Source organism: Moorena sp. SIO4A5 (assembly GCF_010672005.1).
GTDB lineage: Bacteria > Cyanobacteriota > Cyanobacteriia > Cyanobacteriales > Coleofasciculaceae > Moorena.
On sequence record NZ_JAAHHZ010000061.1, the window covers coordinates 1 to 16,943 of the forward strand.

Here is a 16,943-nt window from a genome sequence, read left to right on the forward strand (position 1 = left end):
GGTCGGTTGTAATGGTCTCGCCAAAATGAAACGGAGTAGTTGTACCTGCTCGACAAGCATACTCCCACTCGGCTTCACTGGGCAAGCGATAAGGCCGTTTCGTATACTGGGACAGCCGCTCACAAAACTCTACCGCATCATACCAGGAGACTTGCTCTACAGGTCGGTTTTTCCCTTTAAAATGGGATGGATCGGGTTCAAGTTCTCTGTTGACTTGGGGTAGGGCGGCGACGGCTTGCCATTGGGCTTGGGTCACTGGGTATTTGCCCATGAAGAAGGATGTAACAGTGACTCGATGCTGGGGACTTTCATCATTAGTATGCCCCTCTTCGGTTTCTGGGGAACCCATGATAAAGCTCCCTTCAGGGATAGCAACCATCTCTAGCTCAACTCCATTCCCTAAGTCTTGGGTAAAACCATAAGCTTGGTGCTGATGACGGTGGATCGTTAATCCCGCATTTAATACAGACTTAAGATTAGTTTTGGTAACTTTTTGACCCAGGGCTTCTGTAAGCAGTTTCCATAACTTAGAGCCAACAGATTGTAAATATTTTGAGCTGTAGCCTAGTGAATGGGCGATTTCTTGGTAAGTCTGATTGTCTAATGCTCCTCTCAAGATGCTTCGTTGCAGGTCTGTAAACGAGGGTCCTGTTGAACCAAAAACTGCTTCTTCAGCGGTTTGAATGGGGTCTTTTACCTGTATCGTTGCCACTTCAAAGTCAAAAGGTTCTAAGTCAATCTCTGAGGATATCTCTTTCCCTGTTCTAAGCCCAATGGTTAGCACCTTACATTGAAAGGTTTGCAGGGGTGGTAAACCTTCAACCTCAGTCACTGTCTGCCCAGAAACTGACACCGTATTTGTCAGTGTTTCTGGTAATAACCAATCTGGGACTCTCAACTCCAAATCATCTAATTGATAGGGATTAAGTTCAGCTGGAGTAACTGTATCTGGCTGTCTTAGGACTCGCTGGATCAGTCTGGCGTACTCCACCAAGGTTGGTTCCTGTTGTAACTGAGGGGATAGCTCTGCGGTAATGCGTGTTAATCGTGCTAATTCTGCCCGCATACCTGATTCAGTAAGATTTTCAGAATCGGTTCCACTACTGGTTTCTATGAGCCCCTGGGCAATCTCTCGTGCTGCCTGTTTGCACTGTTCATCCCCTAAATACACCATTGCTGCCCAACGCTGTGCCTCTAATTCCTTTTGCTTTCTACCGGGATGAAGGTGACTCAGATACTTGACATAGTTGATTAAAACCTGAGCCACTTGCTGCATTCGCGGCTTACCAAAGCGGGGGTCTTGTTTCATTTGCTCTAGCAGATAGCCTCGGATATGAGTATCCATGGCGTAAAGCTCATAGCCCACCTGAGAACACAAATCCGACAGTAACAAATCAACCTCTGCCACCCACGGAACGTTTTCATTGCGCAAAAACTGATTGCGCAAGTAGTTCACTAGCTCCGGTGTTAGCACCAGAGGCAAAGCAGCATGATAGGCCAGGACCCGATAGGACTCATCAAAACGTTTTACAAACCGCTCGACGGCTTGCTGTGCTGCTTGTTGGTGCCATTGTTCTTCCTCAGCCACAGTTGTCATGATCAAGGGGAATGGAGGTGTTGTAGGGGTTGTCCACGTACAATGTCGATGGCATTACTTAATCCATCATTATCCATCTGGTACATTGGCACCAAATTAGCAATAATTTCTGCGGAACTACCCAGCCAACGGTCTTCTGGCATTGGATTTAACCAAGCCAAGAGGGTGGTGTGCCGCTTTAGCTTAAACAGAAAGCTGGTAGTTGCCCGAATCCTCTCTAACTTACGATACCCCCTTGCTGCTCCAGCATCACTGACTATTAATACGCTGGTTTCCTGGTCACAGATTGTGAATAGGGTTTGCAGGGGGATGGGTTCTGTCAAGTAGAGGTCTTTGTAGACACTAGCAGCAGGTACGTTATGGAAATAGAACACATTGACCTTTTCTGGTTGCAGAGTGCTTTCATACTGTGCCGTTTCTACCAACTCACTGGTGAAGCGATGAAACGGAGTCATTGAACCATTCTGATCCAAGACTAGTAGGAGATGGGCATGGTTTTGTTCACGTCTGCGGTAGACTGGAGCCAGATAAAACCCTTGCCGAGTTGCTTGCTTAACGGTTGCCGCTTCATCCAGTTGATCCATTGACCCATCGGCAATCGGTCGGCGCAAATACCTCCAGTTATAGACCATTGAACGGCGGGAAATGGGATAGTATGTCTGTAAGCTAGAAGTATCTTCGTTTTCTACAAAGGTAGAGGGTGCCCGCACCGGTAAGGATGACCAGTCCGGTTTTGGTTTGCTCTCGGTAACAACCTCCTGGGGTGGTGACTGCAATAATTTCTGGGATACCTTGAGCTGCTCCTGATCAGGTTTAGGCTTGGGTTTTTCTGAAACACTACTTTCAGACTGTTTGGAGGGAGAAATAACCCCCAAGGACTCCCTGATGGAGTCCCAGATGGAGTCAAACTGACTTTGTTCTGAGCGAGAGTGACACCATAAAAGCTTTAATGTCTCTGCCAGTGCCGTTTCATCCTCTCCAAATCCCCCTTTTACCGCTTGCCGTGCTGCGAAAAGTTCCCCTACGCCAAGCTGAAATCTGTTTTGGCGCAGGCTAATGAAAGCACGAGTTACCCAATCTTGGGGGTTAAAGGAGTTCATGAGGCTTTAGCATATTTTTTCCAGTCTTGTTGCAGCTTAAACAGTAACTCTGGATAGGGGAGCAGCTTGTTTTTTTCTAGTTGTTTTGGATTGTAAGGCTTTGACTCAAAGGTATGAAGGGCTTTGAGCCAATCGAGAAATTCACTAGTTCCTGGTTTCTTGAAGAGACCCCCTTCGTTCCAGACCTTCAGGAAACGGGCGATCGCAGTATCGACTAAATCCGCAGGGGGTGGTGCTTCCTCACAAACCTGGTAGTGTTTATCAACAATTTCCTGTAACTGCTTGGGGTCGTTAGGAAAGTCTAAGTAATGATACAGGCAACGACGGAGAAATGGTGCAGGCAGGTTACCTTTTTCCTTATTACTAGTAATGAACACAATGGGTTTGTGTGTTGCTGTAATGGTTTCTCCAGTTTCTTTTATTTTAAATTCCCAAGGCTCATCTAATACGGTCAGTAAGTCATTGGGAAAATCTAAATCTGCCTTATCTATCTCATCAATTAATACCACAGCTGGACAATCCTTCAACCTAAAGGCTTTCCCTAAGGCACCAAATTGACGATAGTGTTTAGCATTAGCGGGATTGCGATTAACTGCTTCCGAGTCTTCCTGGTCTAAGTCTTCCTGATCCAAGTCTTCTGGCTCCGGTTGTCCATGAGCAACGGTGGGCTCTGGTGCTACTTTTTGAGTGTGTACATCATGTAATCGGAGAATAGCATCATATTCATAGAGTCCATCTTCGGCTTTGGTTGTTGAACGCACATCCCAGCGATAAAGGGGCAGTCCTAATTCATAGGCAACCGCTGAAGCCAAACGAGTTTTACCACACCCCGCATCCCCTTCTAATAGTAACGGTCGCCTGAGATAAATTGCTAAATTTACCGCTTTTTTTAATTCTGGAGATACCACATAAGGCTCTGGATTTTGTGGGGAATCTTTATGAGCATTTTTAGGTCTGCGAGTAAGATGATTTTCAAAGGTCAGTTTAGTCGGTAACTTCATAAGCTACTCCATGAAAAAATTAACTTAGCTTATTCCTTAGCGCATCACAGATCAGTTTAGGGGTGCCACCACGGCTTGACTTATACACACTCTTAGCCATGGGAGAAATTATATTTTTAGATAATCTTGAGTATTTGGTTAACCAAAGCCTTATTTCTTTCTCAGTCCACTCCTTCAAAGGAATTGCCAAAAATTTAGTTTTATCAAAGCATCTTTCGTTACAAAAAAATGACAAGTTTGAACATTCATCCGATATATTATCATCTGAAACAACAACAATTATAAATTTTACTTGTTCGATATCTTGGTTTTTGCAAATCAAAGGGACTTTTTCAATTAATGATTTCCAAAAAAAATTGACTAACCATTCCAAGAAATTTGCTTGATTATCTAGTAAATCAATTTTTTTTAATTCAATAAAAATAATACTTCCATTTTTGATAAGCTCTGAAAATTTTTCAATGATTTTTAAATATTCATCTTTACCTTTGATTTCATTAATTCCTAAGTATCCTCCTAATCCTTGTAAAAACCCTACTTCATCTAATCTTCTGTCAACCGAAAATGCTATCTCATAATGCTGTAAGTCGGTTGTCTCATCTTTTAATAAATTTTGAATTTCTAAACATAATAAATCTCCTGCCATATTTAAACTTTCATTGATAAAAAATAATGCTAGTCCATTCTCTTCAAATTCATCAAAAATATTTTTTATAAGTTTAATTTGCTCTTTAAAGTCAAGTTTGGAAAGTTTGTCTTCTAAAGCTAAAAAGCGGCGATTAGCATTTTGAATGGAGTCCTTTTGCTTTAGTTGATTGTCTTTATCTGTTATTTGCTGATACAAATTATTAAGTTTTCTTTTCAGGCGAACGCGCTCAGCTTCATCTATGGCTGCACGGTATTGTCTTCTGCAAGCTTCTTCTTCCTCCATTAAGTCTGCAATCTCTTGTATAAGCTCTCGTCGTCGATTAGAATCAGAAAACATCTATGGATTAATTTAAAGTATCAAATAATAATTTTGCAGAACAACTATTCCAATTAACTCCTATTCAATCAAAGTTGTTCAAGCTGCTCTTGTATCTCAGCTATTTGCTCAGACAAATTATTAAGTTTCCTTTTCAGTCGAATGCGCTCAGCATCATCTATAACTCCACGGTATTGTATTCTACACGCTTCGTATTCTTCTTCTAAATCTTCAAGGTCTTCCTGAAGACGAGTTAGTTGACGTGAGGATTGACTGGGAGGCTGAGTAGGCATAGTTTGAGGCAAAACATCAGGTTCAACGGATTTAAACAACTGTCCTCCCTCATTATCCTCCCAACGCAGATACAGCACCGGACGATACCACTGATTCCCTTCAATACCCATAGCACTTTGTCCCCGACCCAATGCGATCGCTAATGACTCTTGTTCCCCCACTGAACGATAAAACTCTTCCGCAAACGCACTAGCGGCATCCACCCTGATGGAATAGGTCATGGCTACTACAGCAGGAATACCTGCACCAATCAAACTCTGTGCCACCCCATTGAAGACAGACTCACTCTTACCAGACATGGCACTTTTGCAAGCACTCAAAACAACTAAAGCAATTCCCGATGCTGAATGGGGTTGCTCTCGAAGCTGCAAATTACCTAAGAGTTCTCCCAGTTCCTTGGCACTGACATAATCAGCTTTGGCATCTGAGTCTTCAAACACCAAATAACCTTGAGGTTTTTTTGCCAATGGGGCACCGCATTCACACTGAGTTACACCCTGGTTATAAACTTTCTTGCACCCTATTTCATTACAGCGCTTGCCAAAAAAGCCATGTCCATCAAAATGCAGAACCTGAGGAACTGCTGAGGTTTGGCGCTTTGACAATCGCCTGCGGAGTGCTTTTAATGTAGCAGATTCTAGAATTTCCAGTTGAATTTTCCCTTGTTCCTGAGCCCGTTGCAATCCGTTTGCGATCGCATCTGCTTCAACAGCAGGTAACGATTTCAGTCCGATTCTCTCATCCCCTGCCCCAGAGGAAATCAACAGGACATTGAGCCGTTCAACTCCAGGTAAATTAGGACGAGGACTACGATAGGCAATATAGCGCGAGAAGGTCACCCCTTGGTGGGCTAGAAACCCATACTGGTTATGGAGTAATTCCCAAGGATAATCAGTAATGCGCACAGGTTTGGGGTCTTCTGCTGGAAACCGCAACCGAATATGTAAGAAAATGCGATCGCGTTTAGCCTCTGCTACTGCTGCCTCTATTACCTGCTGAATGTCTTTACCTAATATTTCATAGAGCCTACGCCCAATAGTAGCCAAGTAGTCAGGCTCAAAAGCATTGCGCTCCGGTAGTAGCAGTTGCTCACGTACCATCCAAGCCTGCTCATCTTCCGAAAAGTTATCCTCTTTGAAGTGAGTTGACTCTAATATCTTAACTACCGTGAAACGTCTGTCCTGGACATCGGGAGTCTTACTGTCGAGAAAAGGCAGACCAGGTTCGTAATGGACTTCTCCTAAGGAACCCGACCCACTAACTTTGAAATAGTCTTGCTTGCCTTTAATGGGATAAAAGTGTAGTTCCAGCAGTTTCATTCCAAAATCCATATTTTATCACCTATGGCGACCATTAACTTTAGTTGGAATACCATCTGATTTTCTTTGGTATCGCCAGCATATCACCCTTAGTTTAACATCTTTGGGGCTAATTATAGCGTTTGTATTTGATTTGTGAACATAGGAGTTATTGGAAAAGGGAGCAGGCAGCAGGGAGCAGGGAGCAGTAGGAAATAGTTTGGAGTATTTTTTTGTGTTATTAAAAATTATCAAGATTGTTCATGACCTATTTATCAACGCTATATAAACGTTATATATATCTTGTTTGATACAGACCCATAAAGCACAGGAAAATAAAAACGGGGAATAGGATAAGATAATTTTGGAGAGTATCAACCCTCAACAAACTCCGGAATCCCTGGTGGCAACATTTCAGATACATTGAATAAACAATCTGGAAACTGTAACGGTGAAATTGTATGATTATCTGCCAGAATTACGTGACTTTGATACCCTTGAACAGTCGATTTTCGAAAAACATGCAATTGACGATTACTTAAATCAATCACCCAATAATCAGCAATTTTTGCCTCTGCATAATGGTTAGCTTTCAGTTCACAATCCCTCTTCAAGGTAGTATCAGCAACTTCAATAATTAAATAAATTTATGATGGTGTCGGATGATGGTCTAGGTATCGCAGTTCATCTGGCATAACTACGGCTAGATCTGGTTCGGGTTCGGAGTGATTACTTAACTGAATTGGTAATTGTGTTTGAACTAACCCTTGCTCTCTTAAACGATTATCCAACAATCGGCGAGTGAGCCGAATCGCAGTAGCATGGGGAGTTCCCTGGGGACTCATTTGTCTAATTATCTGTCCTGCAATTAATTCAACTGGTTCATCCGGCTGCAAAATTCCCACCTTAGCCATCCGGTGGTATTCCTCAACCGTCCACAGGCGCAATAATGTTAAAGGGGTTTGAGTTGTATCCATGGCTGGGAAAAAGGGAAAAGGGAAAGAGTGGGGAGATAGGGAGATGGGGAGATGGGGAGATGGGGAGATGGGGAGATTTTTATGGCTGTTTCTGAATTATAGCACTACCCATTGCGGAATATATGTAAGATACAGCGGTTTTTAGCCTAATGAGGTACACATAATTTTTGCCCTGTTCCCTCTTCTTTCTTCCCTATTCCCTGTTCCCTGTTCCCTGTTCCCTGTTCCCTGTTCCCTAAAACCATAAACTTTGTACCTCACCAAATTGAAAACCGCTATACAAGCTATTATGAATATTCAGGCTTTTCTTTTAATTTATTCTATAATAATATCAATATTATAGTTAATTTTATCAACAACTTTACAAAAAAACGTGAGATGATATAATCAATAAAAAAAAACAAAAAGCAGGAGCAAGCAATGAGTAATAGTGACTTGTATGATCAGGACTTCGTTATGTGGACTGAGACAACTTGCCAGCAACTCAAAACAAGAAACTTTGATGAGTTGGACATAGAGAATTTAATTGAGGAGATAACATCCTTGGGACGATTCGGCTTTCGCCGACGCTACGCGAACCGATAGACGAGAGCTTCAGAGCAGACTTAAAGTTTTGATGGAACACTTGCTTAAAAGGCAGTATGTGGATTCAGAAGATGATTATCGAAGCTGGGAAAATACCATCGAAGAGCAGAGAGAACAGATTAATATTCTGTTGTCTGAATCTCCTAGCCTCAAGCCTTATCTTGAATCAGTCTTTTCCGATTGCTACAGATATCCACTGAAGAAGGTTACCAGGAATTATCCATCTGTTAGTTTACCCCATAATTGTCCTTTCACGTCTGATATTTTAGATCAAGATTGACCTATTATAACTCCCGACTCCCGACTCCCGACTCCCGACTCCCGACTCCCTGAACTATAACCTATTACCACACTCCATGCTCGTTCTAAATCTAGCAAAAAAATGGTTAATTTGTCTGCTTCGGATTGCCACACCGCGAAATAATTAGCCATACCAAGGAGATAGGTTTGACTGTAAGAGTCTGGCAATTTACGAATTGTTGATAAAGGCAAATCAATCATAGTGGGTAGCCGATAAACCGGTATGGCGCAGGCGTCTCCCCCGGGAGTTTGAACGATGATCAAAAATTCCCCAACATTGGATAAATCAATAGGGAATTGTCTAACAGCAGCGGTTTACCCTAAACCTTGACCTAGGGGTACCTTAGCTTTACTAGGTTTGACTAGTATTGGTTTTAAAGGGAGCAGGGGAAAGGTTCGATTGTCTAGATGAATTAATCTGTTATCCCGGCTACTATCCCTAATGTTGCTGGAAAAATCCCTAACTTTCAAAACCACTTTCATTGGTAAGGCTAACCAATACTTAGCGATTTTAAATACAATAATTTGGACTTTTTTCATTTTATTACTCCCTGCTTTGTAAGCTATCAGCTATCAGTTATCAGTTATCAGCTATCAGCTTTTGAATAAGCGATGCAGAGGTGCGACCCGTGGCGAATTTAATTCGCCTACGGAAAACGCACCATTACGGTCTTGGGGTTTTCCCCCGGAGACGAAACCTGATTACGTTGAGCCTTTATGGTTGGTAGGCTATGCAGATGCATGGTTAAAACTTATTGATTAAGGCGAGCCTGTCTTACGGTAACTTCAAACCACTCGCTATTGCATCAAGACAACAGGTAAACATTGGTTTAATCTGAGTGAAGTCACAGCGTCGAAGCCTGTGCCACAAAGCTGACAGCTGGGCGTTGCTTAATAATGGAATGATTTTAAGGGTAGGTGCGTGCCTCCAAGGCCGCGAGCAATCCCTCGCGCCCTTGGGTCGCACCTGTAGAATGGGCATCTTGCGTGGAATGGGCATCTTGCCGTGGAATGGGCATCTTGCCGTGGAATGGGCATCTTGCAGTGGAATGTGATTTTGCCGTGGAATGGGCATCTTGCCGTGGAATGGGCATCTTGCCGTGGAATGGGCATCTTGCCGTGGAATGGGCATCTTGCCGTGGAATGGGCATCTTGCCCGTTTCATTTTCGGGCGGGCAGGATGCCCGCTCTACTCCGATTCATTTTTTGATTCAGCAACGCTGACGGCTGACCACTGACCACTGACGGCTGACCACTGATCACTGACGGCTGACGGCTGACTGCTGACCGCTGACGGCTTTATTAATTGTTGCTAAAATCTCTTCCTCTAAATACGGTTTAGTTAAATAAGCCATAGCTCCAAGTTCGGTAGCAAGTTGTTTGTATTTTTCTTGACTACGGGAGGTGAGCATAATAATAGGAATATCAGTTAAAGCTGGGTCTTGATGACTAAGACTCAAAAACTCAATACCGTTTAACCGTGGCATTTCTAAATCGCAGATTATCAGATCAACACCATCACTTTTGCGCAATAATTCTATCGCCTCTAAACCATCTTTAGCTTGCAGCACCTGGTTACCATTTCGTTCCAGAATTAGGCTTAAATTTTGTCGCTCAGTAATGGAATCATCGACAACTAAAAAGGTTTTATAAAGGTTACCCGGTTGTTCGCCTTTGGCGTTCGAGTAGGGTAAGTTGGCAGGTTGAAGGTTATTAGGTTGAAGGTTATCAGGTTGTTCGCCTTTGGCGTTCGAGTAGGGTAGGTTATCAGGTTGTCTATGATTAGGTTGAAGCTTGTCTGGAAAACCTTGGCCTTTCGGCCACGCTTTCGGCAAAGCCGTTCGCGTAGCGTGGCCTTCGGCCTCCGCTGCGCGAACGCGAACAACGTTCAACCTGCTAACTTTCAACTCTTCAGAACCTTCAACCTTCAACCTGCTAACTTTCAACTCTTCAGAACCTTCAACCTTCAACCTGCTAACTTTCAACTCTTCAGAACCTTCAACCTTCAACCTGCTAACCTTCAACTCTTCAGAACCTTCAACCTTCAACCTCCCAACCTTCAACTCTTCAGAACCTTCAACCTTCAACCTCCCAACCTTCAACAATGATCGCTGAGATTGATGAAGCTGCTGTACATACTTAAGTAACCCTGTACCGTCAATTACCAGAATCAAACGACCATCGGCCAAAATACTGCAACCATAAACATAGGGAGGATATGCGATCGCATTAGACAGCTGCTTGATCACGAGTTCTTGCTCTTCGAGTACTTGTTCCACTTCTAGTCCCACCCATCCTTCACCAGTATTCATCAATAGGATCGGATTAATCTCTTGAGGTTTAGTCAGCAAGGGATTCCAAGCTGGTACTGTCGATCCCTGTTGGGATGAGTATTCCAGTAAGGATAAGAGTTGGTAAACAGGGGTGCTATACTCATTCCCCCTGTGATGCCAATTCAGGATTTTTTGATCACTCACCATCTGGATTTGCTCAGATGCTGGCAACAATATCTGTTCAATGTCATTAGCCACAAACCCATACACTCTCTCATTAGCTTGAACCACTAGCACCCTGGCATTCCTGAGAGCTTCTTGGATCTGCAAGCAAAAGGTCGTGCCAAGACCCGGCTGGAAGCGAACCTTTACCCGACCGTTAATCCGTTGCAGTTGGGAGCGCACCACATCTAGGCCAATACCTCGTCCAGAAAGCTCGTTGATTTGAGAAACAGTGGAAAATCCTGGCTGACACAGTAAGTCTAATAGCTGATTTGGCTCCGGTGATTCGCCCAGGGCTTCCAAGTGCTCAACACTGAGCAGGTTGGTTTCCACGGCACGATGATAAATCTTTTCCAAGTCCAGTCCCTGACCATCATCTGTGACTTCAATGATGGTGCGATTTCCTTGATAGAAAGCACGAATTTCAATCTTACCGATAGCAGGTTTACCCCTTTCTTGGCGAACCTCCGAGGATTCAATACCATGGTCGAAACCATTGCGGACTAGATGCAGTAAAGCATCATAGAGATGATTAGCAATGGTTTTATCAACTAGGACATTAGTCACACTGAGGGTTAATTTCGCTGACTTGTGATGGACATTAGACAACTGCTGCACCATGGAGGGAAAGGATTTAAGCAGATGTTCCAGAGGTATAGTCCGAACAGATTGAAGAGTATCCCTGAGCTGAGTTGATAAACGCTGTTCTCGTTCCACACTAGCAGCAGCCGTAGTGGCTAACAGGCTCAGGTCTTCTGTAGCTTGAGTCAGTTGTAGGGTTTCTTCCCAAGCGGAATCCCACAGCTTGGAAATTTGCTGATTAGAGGAATGCTTCTTGAGCTGAGTGCGCAGTTGAGTCAGGGTTTGGCGATGTTGCTTGAGCCAATTGGAAAGTTTTTCAACTACCCCTTGACAGTTTTCATCCTGCCATCCTAACTGGTTTTGGTTAATTAGTAGTTCCCCAACTAGGTGAGATAGGTGTTTCAGACTTTCTAAATCAACCCGCACTGTGGCCGATGTCTTGATCGAGCCATCTGCTAATAAAGGCACACCAGCCTCTGCAGACTCCCGATCGGGAGGAGATATTGATATTTGGTTTAATTCTTTTGCTGATTCAGGGTTAACTGCTAACTCCGACTCTTGCTTAGGGTCAGTCTGAGCTTGGTTAAGATTGTCTGTTGCTACGGTTTCTGAAGATTCATCCAGAAAGATAGTATCTGGAAATATACTATCTGGAAGTATACTATCTGGCTCAAGATATTCCTCTTCAGGAAACACTTGATTCGCTTGCTCTTGTGCAAGAGAAATATTACCAAAAGTTTCCTCAAGTAATTCATCGATAGGTGGTGAAGGTTTAGGGTTAGCAGGTTGAAGGTTAGTTTGGGTTGAAGGTTGAAGGTTAGTTTGGGTTGAAGGTTGAAGGTTAGTTTGGGTTGAAGGTTGAAGGTTATTGTTGGTTGAAGGTTGTAGGTTATTGTTGGTTGAAGGTTGTAGGTTATTGTTGGTTGAAGGTTGTAGGTTATTGTTGGTTGAAGGTTCCAGGTTATTGTTGGTTGAAGGTTCCAGGTTATTGTTGGTTGAAGGTTCAAGGTTATTGTTGGTTGAAGGTTCAAGGTTAGTGTTGGTTGTTCGCGTAGCGTGGCCTTTTGGCCAAGGTTTTGAACCTTCAACGTTCCAACCTTCAACGTTCCAACCTTCAACGTTCCAACCTTCAACGTTCCAACCTTGGCCTTTTGGCCACGCTTCGCGAACAACCTGTAACTCTTCTTCTGACCCAGCTAATTGTTGAAGGGCGAGGCTGGGGTTTCCTCCACGAGTGCGATCGCCTGCTAAGACAGCGGTATGAGCTTCCTGGAAATTCGTTAAAGCAATCTTGGCAATTTCCATCACCTGTTCAGGGTTAGCGTCAAGGGCTTTGAGGGTATGTTCGGCAATTGCTTTAAACCCTGGTAAGTTCAAGGATTCCCCCAACCCTACAAATATTTCACCTTGTTCTCGCAAGGTCTCAGCAATCTCTATCAACGTAGCCTTGTCATGATCAGGGGTTGGAGGTTCAAGGTTAGCAGGTTGAAGGTTAGTTTGGGTTGAAGGTTGAAGGTTAGCAGGTTGAAGGTTAGTGTTGGTTGAAGGTTGAAGGTTAGTGTTGGTTGAAGGTTGAAGGTTAGTGTTGGTTGAAGGTTGAAGGTTAGTGTTGGTTGAAGGTTGAAGGTTAGTGTTGGTTGAAGGGTGAAGGTTAGTGTTGGTGGAAGGGTGAAGGTTGTCTGGAAAACTTTCAACATTCAACCTGCCAACCTGTAACCCTTCAGAACTTTCAACATCCAACCTGCCAGCCTGTAACCCTTCAGAACTTTCAACATTCAACCTGCCAACCTGTAACCCTTCAGAACTTTCAACATCCAACCTGTCAACCTGTAACCCTTGAGAACTTTCAACATCCAACCTGTCAACCTGTAACAACGAAGCTAGGTGATCGATTCGTTGTTTAACTCCTACTTCAAAGATAGATTGGACAATATCAAACCCAAGTTCTGCTGATGTAGGTAGAGAAGCTTGATAGTCAAAACAATTTCCTAATTTAGCTTGCAGTTTAGCAAACACCCCTGCAGCTCGGTTGATAATCTCAGTATTCTTGTTCAACTCCCCGGTCATTTCAGCGGTCAGTGCCATCCTGAGGCACTGATATCCCTCAAACATTAGTGTTTCTAGCTCTGTATCAATGGTTGCCTCAGGGGCTAACATTGCCCGGAAGACATCTTCGAGATAATGTGCTACACTCTTTATGGTGTCTTGCTGGACATTAGCAGCTGCGCCTTTCAGGGTATGAGTCGCTCGCATTAAGTCATAAAGTTGGTTTTTTGGCTTGTCCGGTGTCAAAGCCAGCAAGTCTTGTTCAATAACTTGCAGCAAGTCCTGGGCTTCCCCAAGAAAATATTGATAGGTTTCTGGATCAATAGTTGACATTTTTTTAGGGAGTAGGGAGTAGGGAGTAGGGAGTAGGGAGTAGGGAGTAGGGAGTAGGGAGTAGGGAGTAGGGAGTAGAAACTTGACTGTACCTGATAAGTATAATCAACGCTATATAATTCAAGGGAATAATAATCCCTAAAACCAATCTCAAAGCGCCAGTTGCTCCCCAACCTCCCCGCGCCCGGGCCCCACACTACTCGCGCCCAGGTTCCACACTCCCCACCCACAGCGCTATAACTAGTTCACGGTAAACTGCTCAACAGCTGCCTGTAGGTTTTTGATGGTGGTGAGGGATTCCTTGAAGGACTCCCAAAGCTCGGTAGAGTCTTCAGAAGTATTGGTGGATATGGCGGCAACTTCTTTCATGGTTTGGGTGACGGATTGTGATTGTTCCAGTTGGGCGAGGGTTGCCTGGGTAATGTCTGCAACTAACTGGCTAATCTCAGCAGTAGCTGATGCGATCGCATTTAGATTGCCCTTGCTTTCTTCTACCAGTTCTGTGCCAGTATTAACCTGAGCGATCGCGACTTCGGTCACTTTAATCACTTCTCGGGTCTGAGTGCGGATTTCAGCAACTAAATTAGAAATTTCCGTAGTTGCCTTGGCCGACTGTCGAGCTAAGGAGCGCACCTCATCAGCTACTACCGCAAAACCTTTACCATACTCCCCAGCCCTGGTGGCTTCGAGAGCAGCATTGAGGGAGAGTAGCTGGGTTTGGGTCGCAAAATCACTAATCAAATTTAAGACCCGGTCAACATTTTGAGAGTATTGACTTAACTGTCTAATTTGATGGCTGGCTTCCTCCACACTATCCCGAATTCCTAGAATTCCCTCCACCGTGCGGTTCATAGCTGTTTCCCCCGATGCTACTTTTTGGTTTGCCTCTTGCACAGCTCGGTCGATGGATTGGGCACTAGTAGTTACCGCTTGGGTAGAGTTAACCATGCTCTGGATTTGATCCATCGCTTGGGTCAACTCCTGACACTGATGCTGGGCTTCTTCAGAAAGTTTAGTAATTGCTGCTTCACTCTCTGTAGCCGTTTCAGCGACTTTCACAGAAGCTGAGAGTACCTGGATTACAATTTGCCGTAAACTCTGAATGGTGTTATTGTAGGCATCTGCAATAGTTCCCAGTTCATCATTGGTAATCGGAGCTCTAACGGTCAAGTCACCGTCTAGAGAAGGTCGGACAGCTGTGAGCAAATCAATAGCACGTTGTTGGAATAATTCCCTAGCCTCCTTTTCCCGTGATGCTAATTCTGCTAATTGTTGGGATTGCGATCGCAATTGTTCCAAATACTCAGCTCGCTGCAACGGTACACTCATCTGAGCGGCAATCTGAAGCATCCAATTAATCTCTTCCGTTTGCCAATCCCTAGCTTCAGAATTTTGATAAGCAGCCAGTAAACCCCACAGTGTATCCCCTTGGAAAATCGGCACAATAGTATAGGCTCTGGCCTGATATCGCTCTAGCTGCTCGATATAACAACTTGAAAAATCCCCTTTATAGATATCACTAACCACCCAGAAGGGTTTCTCTTCCCTAGAGAGATTGCCTTGGATGCTTTGCAGATAGGTATCTCGGATGGTTGGGGCTTGCTGGCTAAACTGCTCAGGGGTATTTCCAGCCACCGTTTTCACGATACATTCACTAATATTTTTGTTGATGAGGGGATTATTAGTCTGTTCCTGGATTAGGGAAGTCCAGCCACTAGCCACAGACTCAGCCACAAAGGAGCCACTCCAATCAGAATTGAAGCGATATATTGTAACACGGTCAACCCCTAAGAGTTGACGAACTTCGTTGGTGGTAACATTAAAAATAGTGCGCAGGTCTTGGGATTGTTGAATTTTATCCGTGACCTTATTCAGTACTCGTTCTCGTTCTGCTCCTTGACGTAATTCCTCAGACTTTAACCGCTGTGCCTCCAGTAGCTGAGCTTGTTGCAATGCTACTTCTAACTCAGCTGCAATCTCCAGCATCCAGCTAACTTCTGACTCCCGCCATTGCCTGATATCAGAGTTTTGATAGGTAGCCAATAATCCCCAGAGTTTTTCATTCTGGTAAATAGCTACAATCACATAAGCTCTGGCTTGATAACTTTCTATAACTTCCAGATAACAAGGGGTGAACTCCTGATTGTAGATATCTTCCACCACCCGGTAGGTTTCCCCCCTACTATAGGCACCCCCCTGGGTTTCTTGAAGATAAGTATCGACCTGGTTAATTATTGGTTCAGTGGCCAATTCTTGGATGCTGCATTCGCTGATATCAGCCCTTAGGTGTGGGCTATTAGTCTGGCTCTGAAGCAGAGAAATCCAGCCTCCAGCCACTGACTCTGCTACAAATTCACCACTCCAATCGGGATTAAAGCGATAGATAACTGCTCGGTCAGTTTTGAGCAGTTGTCGCACTTCTTGAGTTGTGGTCTGGAAAATAGTCTTGATATCCAGAGAACGGCGAATTTTGTTAATGACTTTCGCCACAGTTGCCTCCCGTGCCTGCTGCTGTTGCAACTGAGTGCGTAACTCGTCGGTAGCTAGGTGAAGGGATAGTTCTGTGGCAATAGTCCGAAAGCAATTAATCTGTTGTGGAGTCCAGGATGGAACCGACCTGTCTTGGTTTGTCTTTACCTGGCATCGCTGCAAGACCAACAAACCCCAGGCTTTACCCGATACTGGCAAGCATAAGCTGAGACTGGATTGAACTTGAAATTTCTCCAGCAGCTGGAGTTGGTAGGGAGTGACCGAATCATTGCTGACCTGATCGATAATTACCCTTGACTGCTGCAAATAGTCTGTGGACAAGTCAGCCCCAAAAGCAGTAGCATCTAGCTTTTCCCCGACCGCAGGAGTCCACCCCCGTTCTACTGCTTCTGCCAAAACTATTCCGGTGCGAGAAGAATTGAAGCGATAAATTAACACCCGCTCGGCTTGGCTGAGATGTTGCACCCCATTGACTGTATTGTTCAGTAAGGTTTCCCAGTTCCCAGCTTGATTCATTAATTTGCTAACCTCTAACAATTTTTCATGCTGGGCTTGGAACTGTTGTTGGAGTGCCTCTTCGTAGCTAAGCTTCAATTGCTGAATTTCCAGATTTACCCCTGCTGTAAACTGCTCAACCTCCTGACCAAAGGATTCAAATTGCTCCAAACTTTTTTTCAGCTCTAGTTTATCTACCCTTCGGCGTTGGTCTAGATCAGTTTTTAGCCTGTCTAGGCTAGCGTTAAATCCCTCTAGGTTGGGGCGAGGAGAGTTAAAAAAATGTGGAGTATTCTCCTTGAGTAGATTTTGATTTTCTAAGAGCAGTTCTGAATCGTTATCATCCCATTGTGCTTCTGACATCTGCCTAGAGTCGTAAATTTTAA

At 44.1% G+C, this 16,943-nt stretch carries 13 protein-coding genes and 1 pseudogene; 3 read left to right on the forward strand and 11 right to left on the reverse strand.

Annotated features, from left to right (window positions below; all coding sequences use genetic code 11):
- From F6K57_RS19225 to F6K57_RS19250, 6 genes and pseudogenes are all read right to left on the reverse strand, one after another.
- The coding region (locus tag F6K57_RS19225) for a formylglycine-generating enzyme family protein (RefSeq protein ID WP_293069973.1) at nucleotides 1–1,597 on the reverse strand (1,597 nt) is incomplete at its 3' end.
- A 2-nt stretch (nucleotides 1,598–1,599) separates the two neighbouring features.
- Nucleotides 1,600–2,697, reverse strand: coding sequence for a VWA containing CoxE family protein (locus tag F6K57_RS19230; RefSeq protein WP_293069975.1), 1,098 nt, complete (start codon nucleotides 2,695–2,697; stop codon nucleotides 1,600–1,602).
- Nucleotides 2,694–3,698 carry a MoxR family ATPase gene (locus tag F6K57_RS19235; RefSeq protein WP_293069977.1) on the reverse strand — a complete coding sequence of 335 codons (1,005 nt, stop codon included), beginning with the start codon at nucleotides 3,696–3,698 and terminating at the stop codon, nucleotides 2,694–2,696. Before F6K57_RS19235 ends, F6K57_RS19230 begins: the two co-directional genes overlap by 4 nt.
- 19 nt (nucleotides 3,699–3,717) lie before the next feature.
- On the reverse strand, nucleotides 3,718–4,683 hold the full coding sequence (locus tag F6K57_RS19240) for a hypothetical protein (protein WP_293069979.1): 966 nt from the start codon (nucleotides 4,681–4,683) through the stop codon (nucleotides 3,718–3,720).
- A gap of 68 nt (nucleotides 4,684–4,751) precedes the next feature.
- Nucleotides 4,752–6,287 carry a CHAT domain-containing protein gene (locus tag F6K57_RS19245; protein WP_293069981.1) on the reverse strand — a complete coding sequence of 512 codons (1,536 nt, stop codon included), beginning with the start codon at nucleotides 6,285–6,287 and terminating at the stop codon, nucleotides 4,752–4,754.
- Nucleotides 6,288–6,628: 341 nt separating this feature from the next.
- Nucleotides 6,629–7,231: pseudogene (locus F6K57_RS19250) on the reverse strand (Uma2 family endonuclease).
- 420 nt (nucleotides 7,232–7,651) lie between these two features.
- On the opposite strand from F6K57_RS19250, the gene F6K57_RS19255 reads away from it, so the two are divergent.
- Together F6K57_RS19255 and F6K57_RS19260 are read left to right on the forward strand one after the other, a co-directional pair.
- A complete protein-coding gene (locus tag F6K57_RS19255) occupies nucleotides 7,652–7,816 on the forward strand; it encodes a DUF29 family protein (protein ID WP_293035832.1) in 165 nt (54 codons plus the stop codon).
- Between the two features lie 31 nt (nucleotides 7,817–7,847).
- Entirely contained in the window at nucleotides 7,848–8,096 is a 249-nt protein-coding gene (locus tag F6K57_RS19260; RefSeq protein ID WP_293070021.1) for a DUF29 domain-containing protein, read from the forward strand.
- On the opposite strand, the gene F6K57_RS19265 is transcribed toward F6K57_RS19260, so the two are convergent.
- A complete protein-coding gene (locus tag F6K57_RS19265) occupies nucleotides 8,087–8,380 on the reverse strand; it encodes a hypothetical protein (RefSeq protein ID WP_293069983.1) in 294 nt (97 codons plus the stop codon). The two genes, F6K57_RS19260 and F6K57_RS19265, sit on opposite strands and share 10 nt — an antisense overlap.
- A 51-nt stretch (nucleotides 8,381–8,431) precedes the next feature.
- Complete coding sequence (locus F6K57_RS19270; RefSeq protein ID WP_293069985.1) at nucleotides 8,432–8,656, reverse strand: hypothetical protein; 225 nt, start codon at nucleotides 8,654–8,656, stop codon at nucleotides 8,432–8,434.
- Between the two features lie 378 nt (nucleotides 8,657–9,034).
- Here F6K57_RS19270 and F6K57_RS19275 point away from each other — a divergent pair, with 378 nt between their 5' ends.
- Nucleotides 9,035–9,340 carry a hypothetical protein gene (locus F6K57_RS19275; RefSeq protein ID WP_293069987.1) on the forward strand — a complete coding sequence of 102 codons (306 nt, stop codon included), beginning with the start codon at nucleotides 9,035–9,037 and terminating at the stop codon, nucleotides 9,338–9,340.
- Nucleotides 9,341–9,375: 35 nt separating this feature from the next.
- On the opposite strand, the gene F6K57_RS19280 is transcribed toward F6K57_RS19275, so the two are convergent.
- The 3 genes from F6K57_RS19280 to F6K57_RS19290 form a co-directional block, all read right to left on the reverse strand.
- A complete protein-coding gene (locus F6K57_RS19280) occupies nucleotides 9,376–13,572 on the reverse strand; it encodes a response regulator (protein WP_293069989.1) in 4,197 nt (1,398 codons plus the stop codon).
- A gap of 4 nt (nucleotides 13,573–13,576) precedes the next feature.
- Nucleotides 13,577–13,726, reverse strand: a complete 150-nt coding sequence (locus F6K57_RS19285; protein WP_293035846.1) for a hypothetical protein — start codon at nucleotides 13,724–13,726, stop codon at nucleotides 13,577–13,579.
- Between the two features lie 86 nt (nucleotides 13,727–13,812).
- Nucleotides 13,813–16,920 carry a GAF domain-containing protein gene (locus tag F6K57_RS19290; protein ID WP_293069991.1) on the reverse strand — a complete coding sequence of 1,036 codons (3,108 nt, stop codon included), beginning with the start codon at nucleotides 16,918–16,920 and terminating at the stop codon, nucleotides 13,813–13,815.
- Between the last annotated feature and the right edge of the window lie 23 nt (nucleotides 16,921–16,943).

Bases quoted from the DNA above. Each gene is read 5' to 3' on its own strand.
- F6K57_RS19230 (WP_293069975.1), bottom strand. From the start codon at position 2,697: ATGAACTCCTTTAACCCCCAAGATTGGGTAACTCGTGCTTTCATTAGC.
- F6K57_RS19235 (WP_293069977.1), bottom strand. From the start codon at position 3,698: ATGAAGTTACCGACTAAACTGACCTTTGAAAATCATCTTACTCGCAGA.
- F6K57_RS19240 (WP_293069979.1), bottom strand. From the start codon at position 4,683: ATGTTTTCTGATTCTAATCGACGACGAGAGCTTATACAAGAGATTGCA.
- F6K57_RS19245 (WP_293069981.1), bottom strand. From the start codon at position 6,287: ATGGATTTTGGAATGAAACTGCTGGAACTACACTTTTATCCCATTAAA.
- F6K57_RS19255 (WP_293035832.1), top strand. From the start codon at position 7,652: ATGAGTAATAGTGACTTGTATGATCAGGACTTCGTTATGTGGACTGAG.
- F6K57_RS19260 (WP_293070021.1), top strand. From the start codon at position 7,848: ATGGAACACTTGCTTAAAAGGCAGTATGTGGATTCAGAAGATGATTAT.
- F6K57_RS19270 (WP_293069985.1), bottom strand. From the start codon at position 8,656: ATGAAAAAAGTCCAAATTATTGTATTTAAAATCGCTAAGTATTGGTTA.
- F6K57_RS19280 (WP_293069989.1), bottom strand. From the start codon at position 13,572: ATGTCAACTATTGATCCAGAAACCTATCAATATTTTCTTGGGGAAGCC.
- F6K57_RS19290 (WP_293069991.1), bottom strand. From the start codon at position 16,920: ATGTCAGAAGCACAATGGGATGATAACGATTCAGAACTGCTCTTAGAA.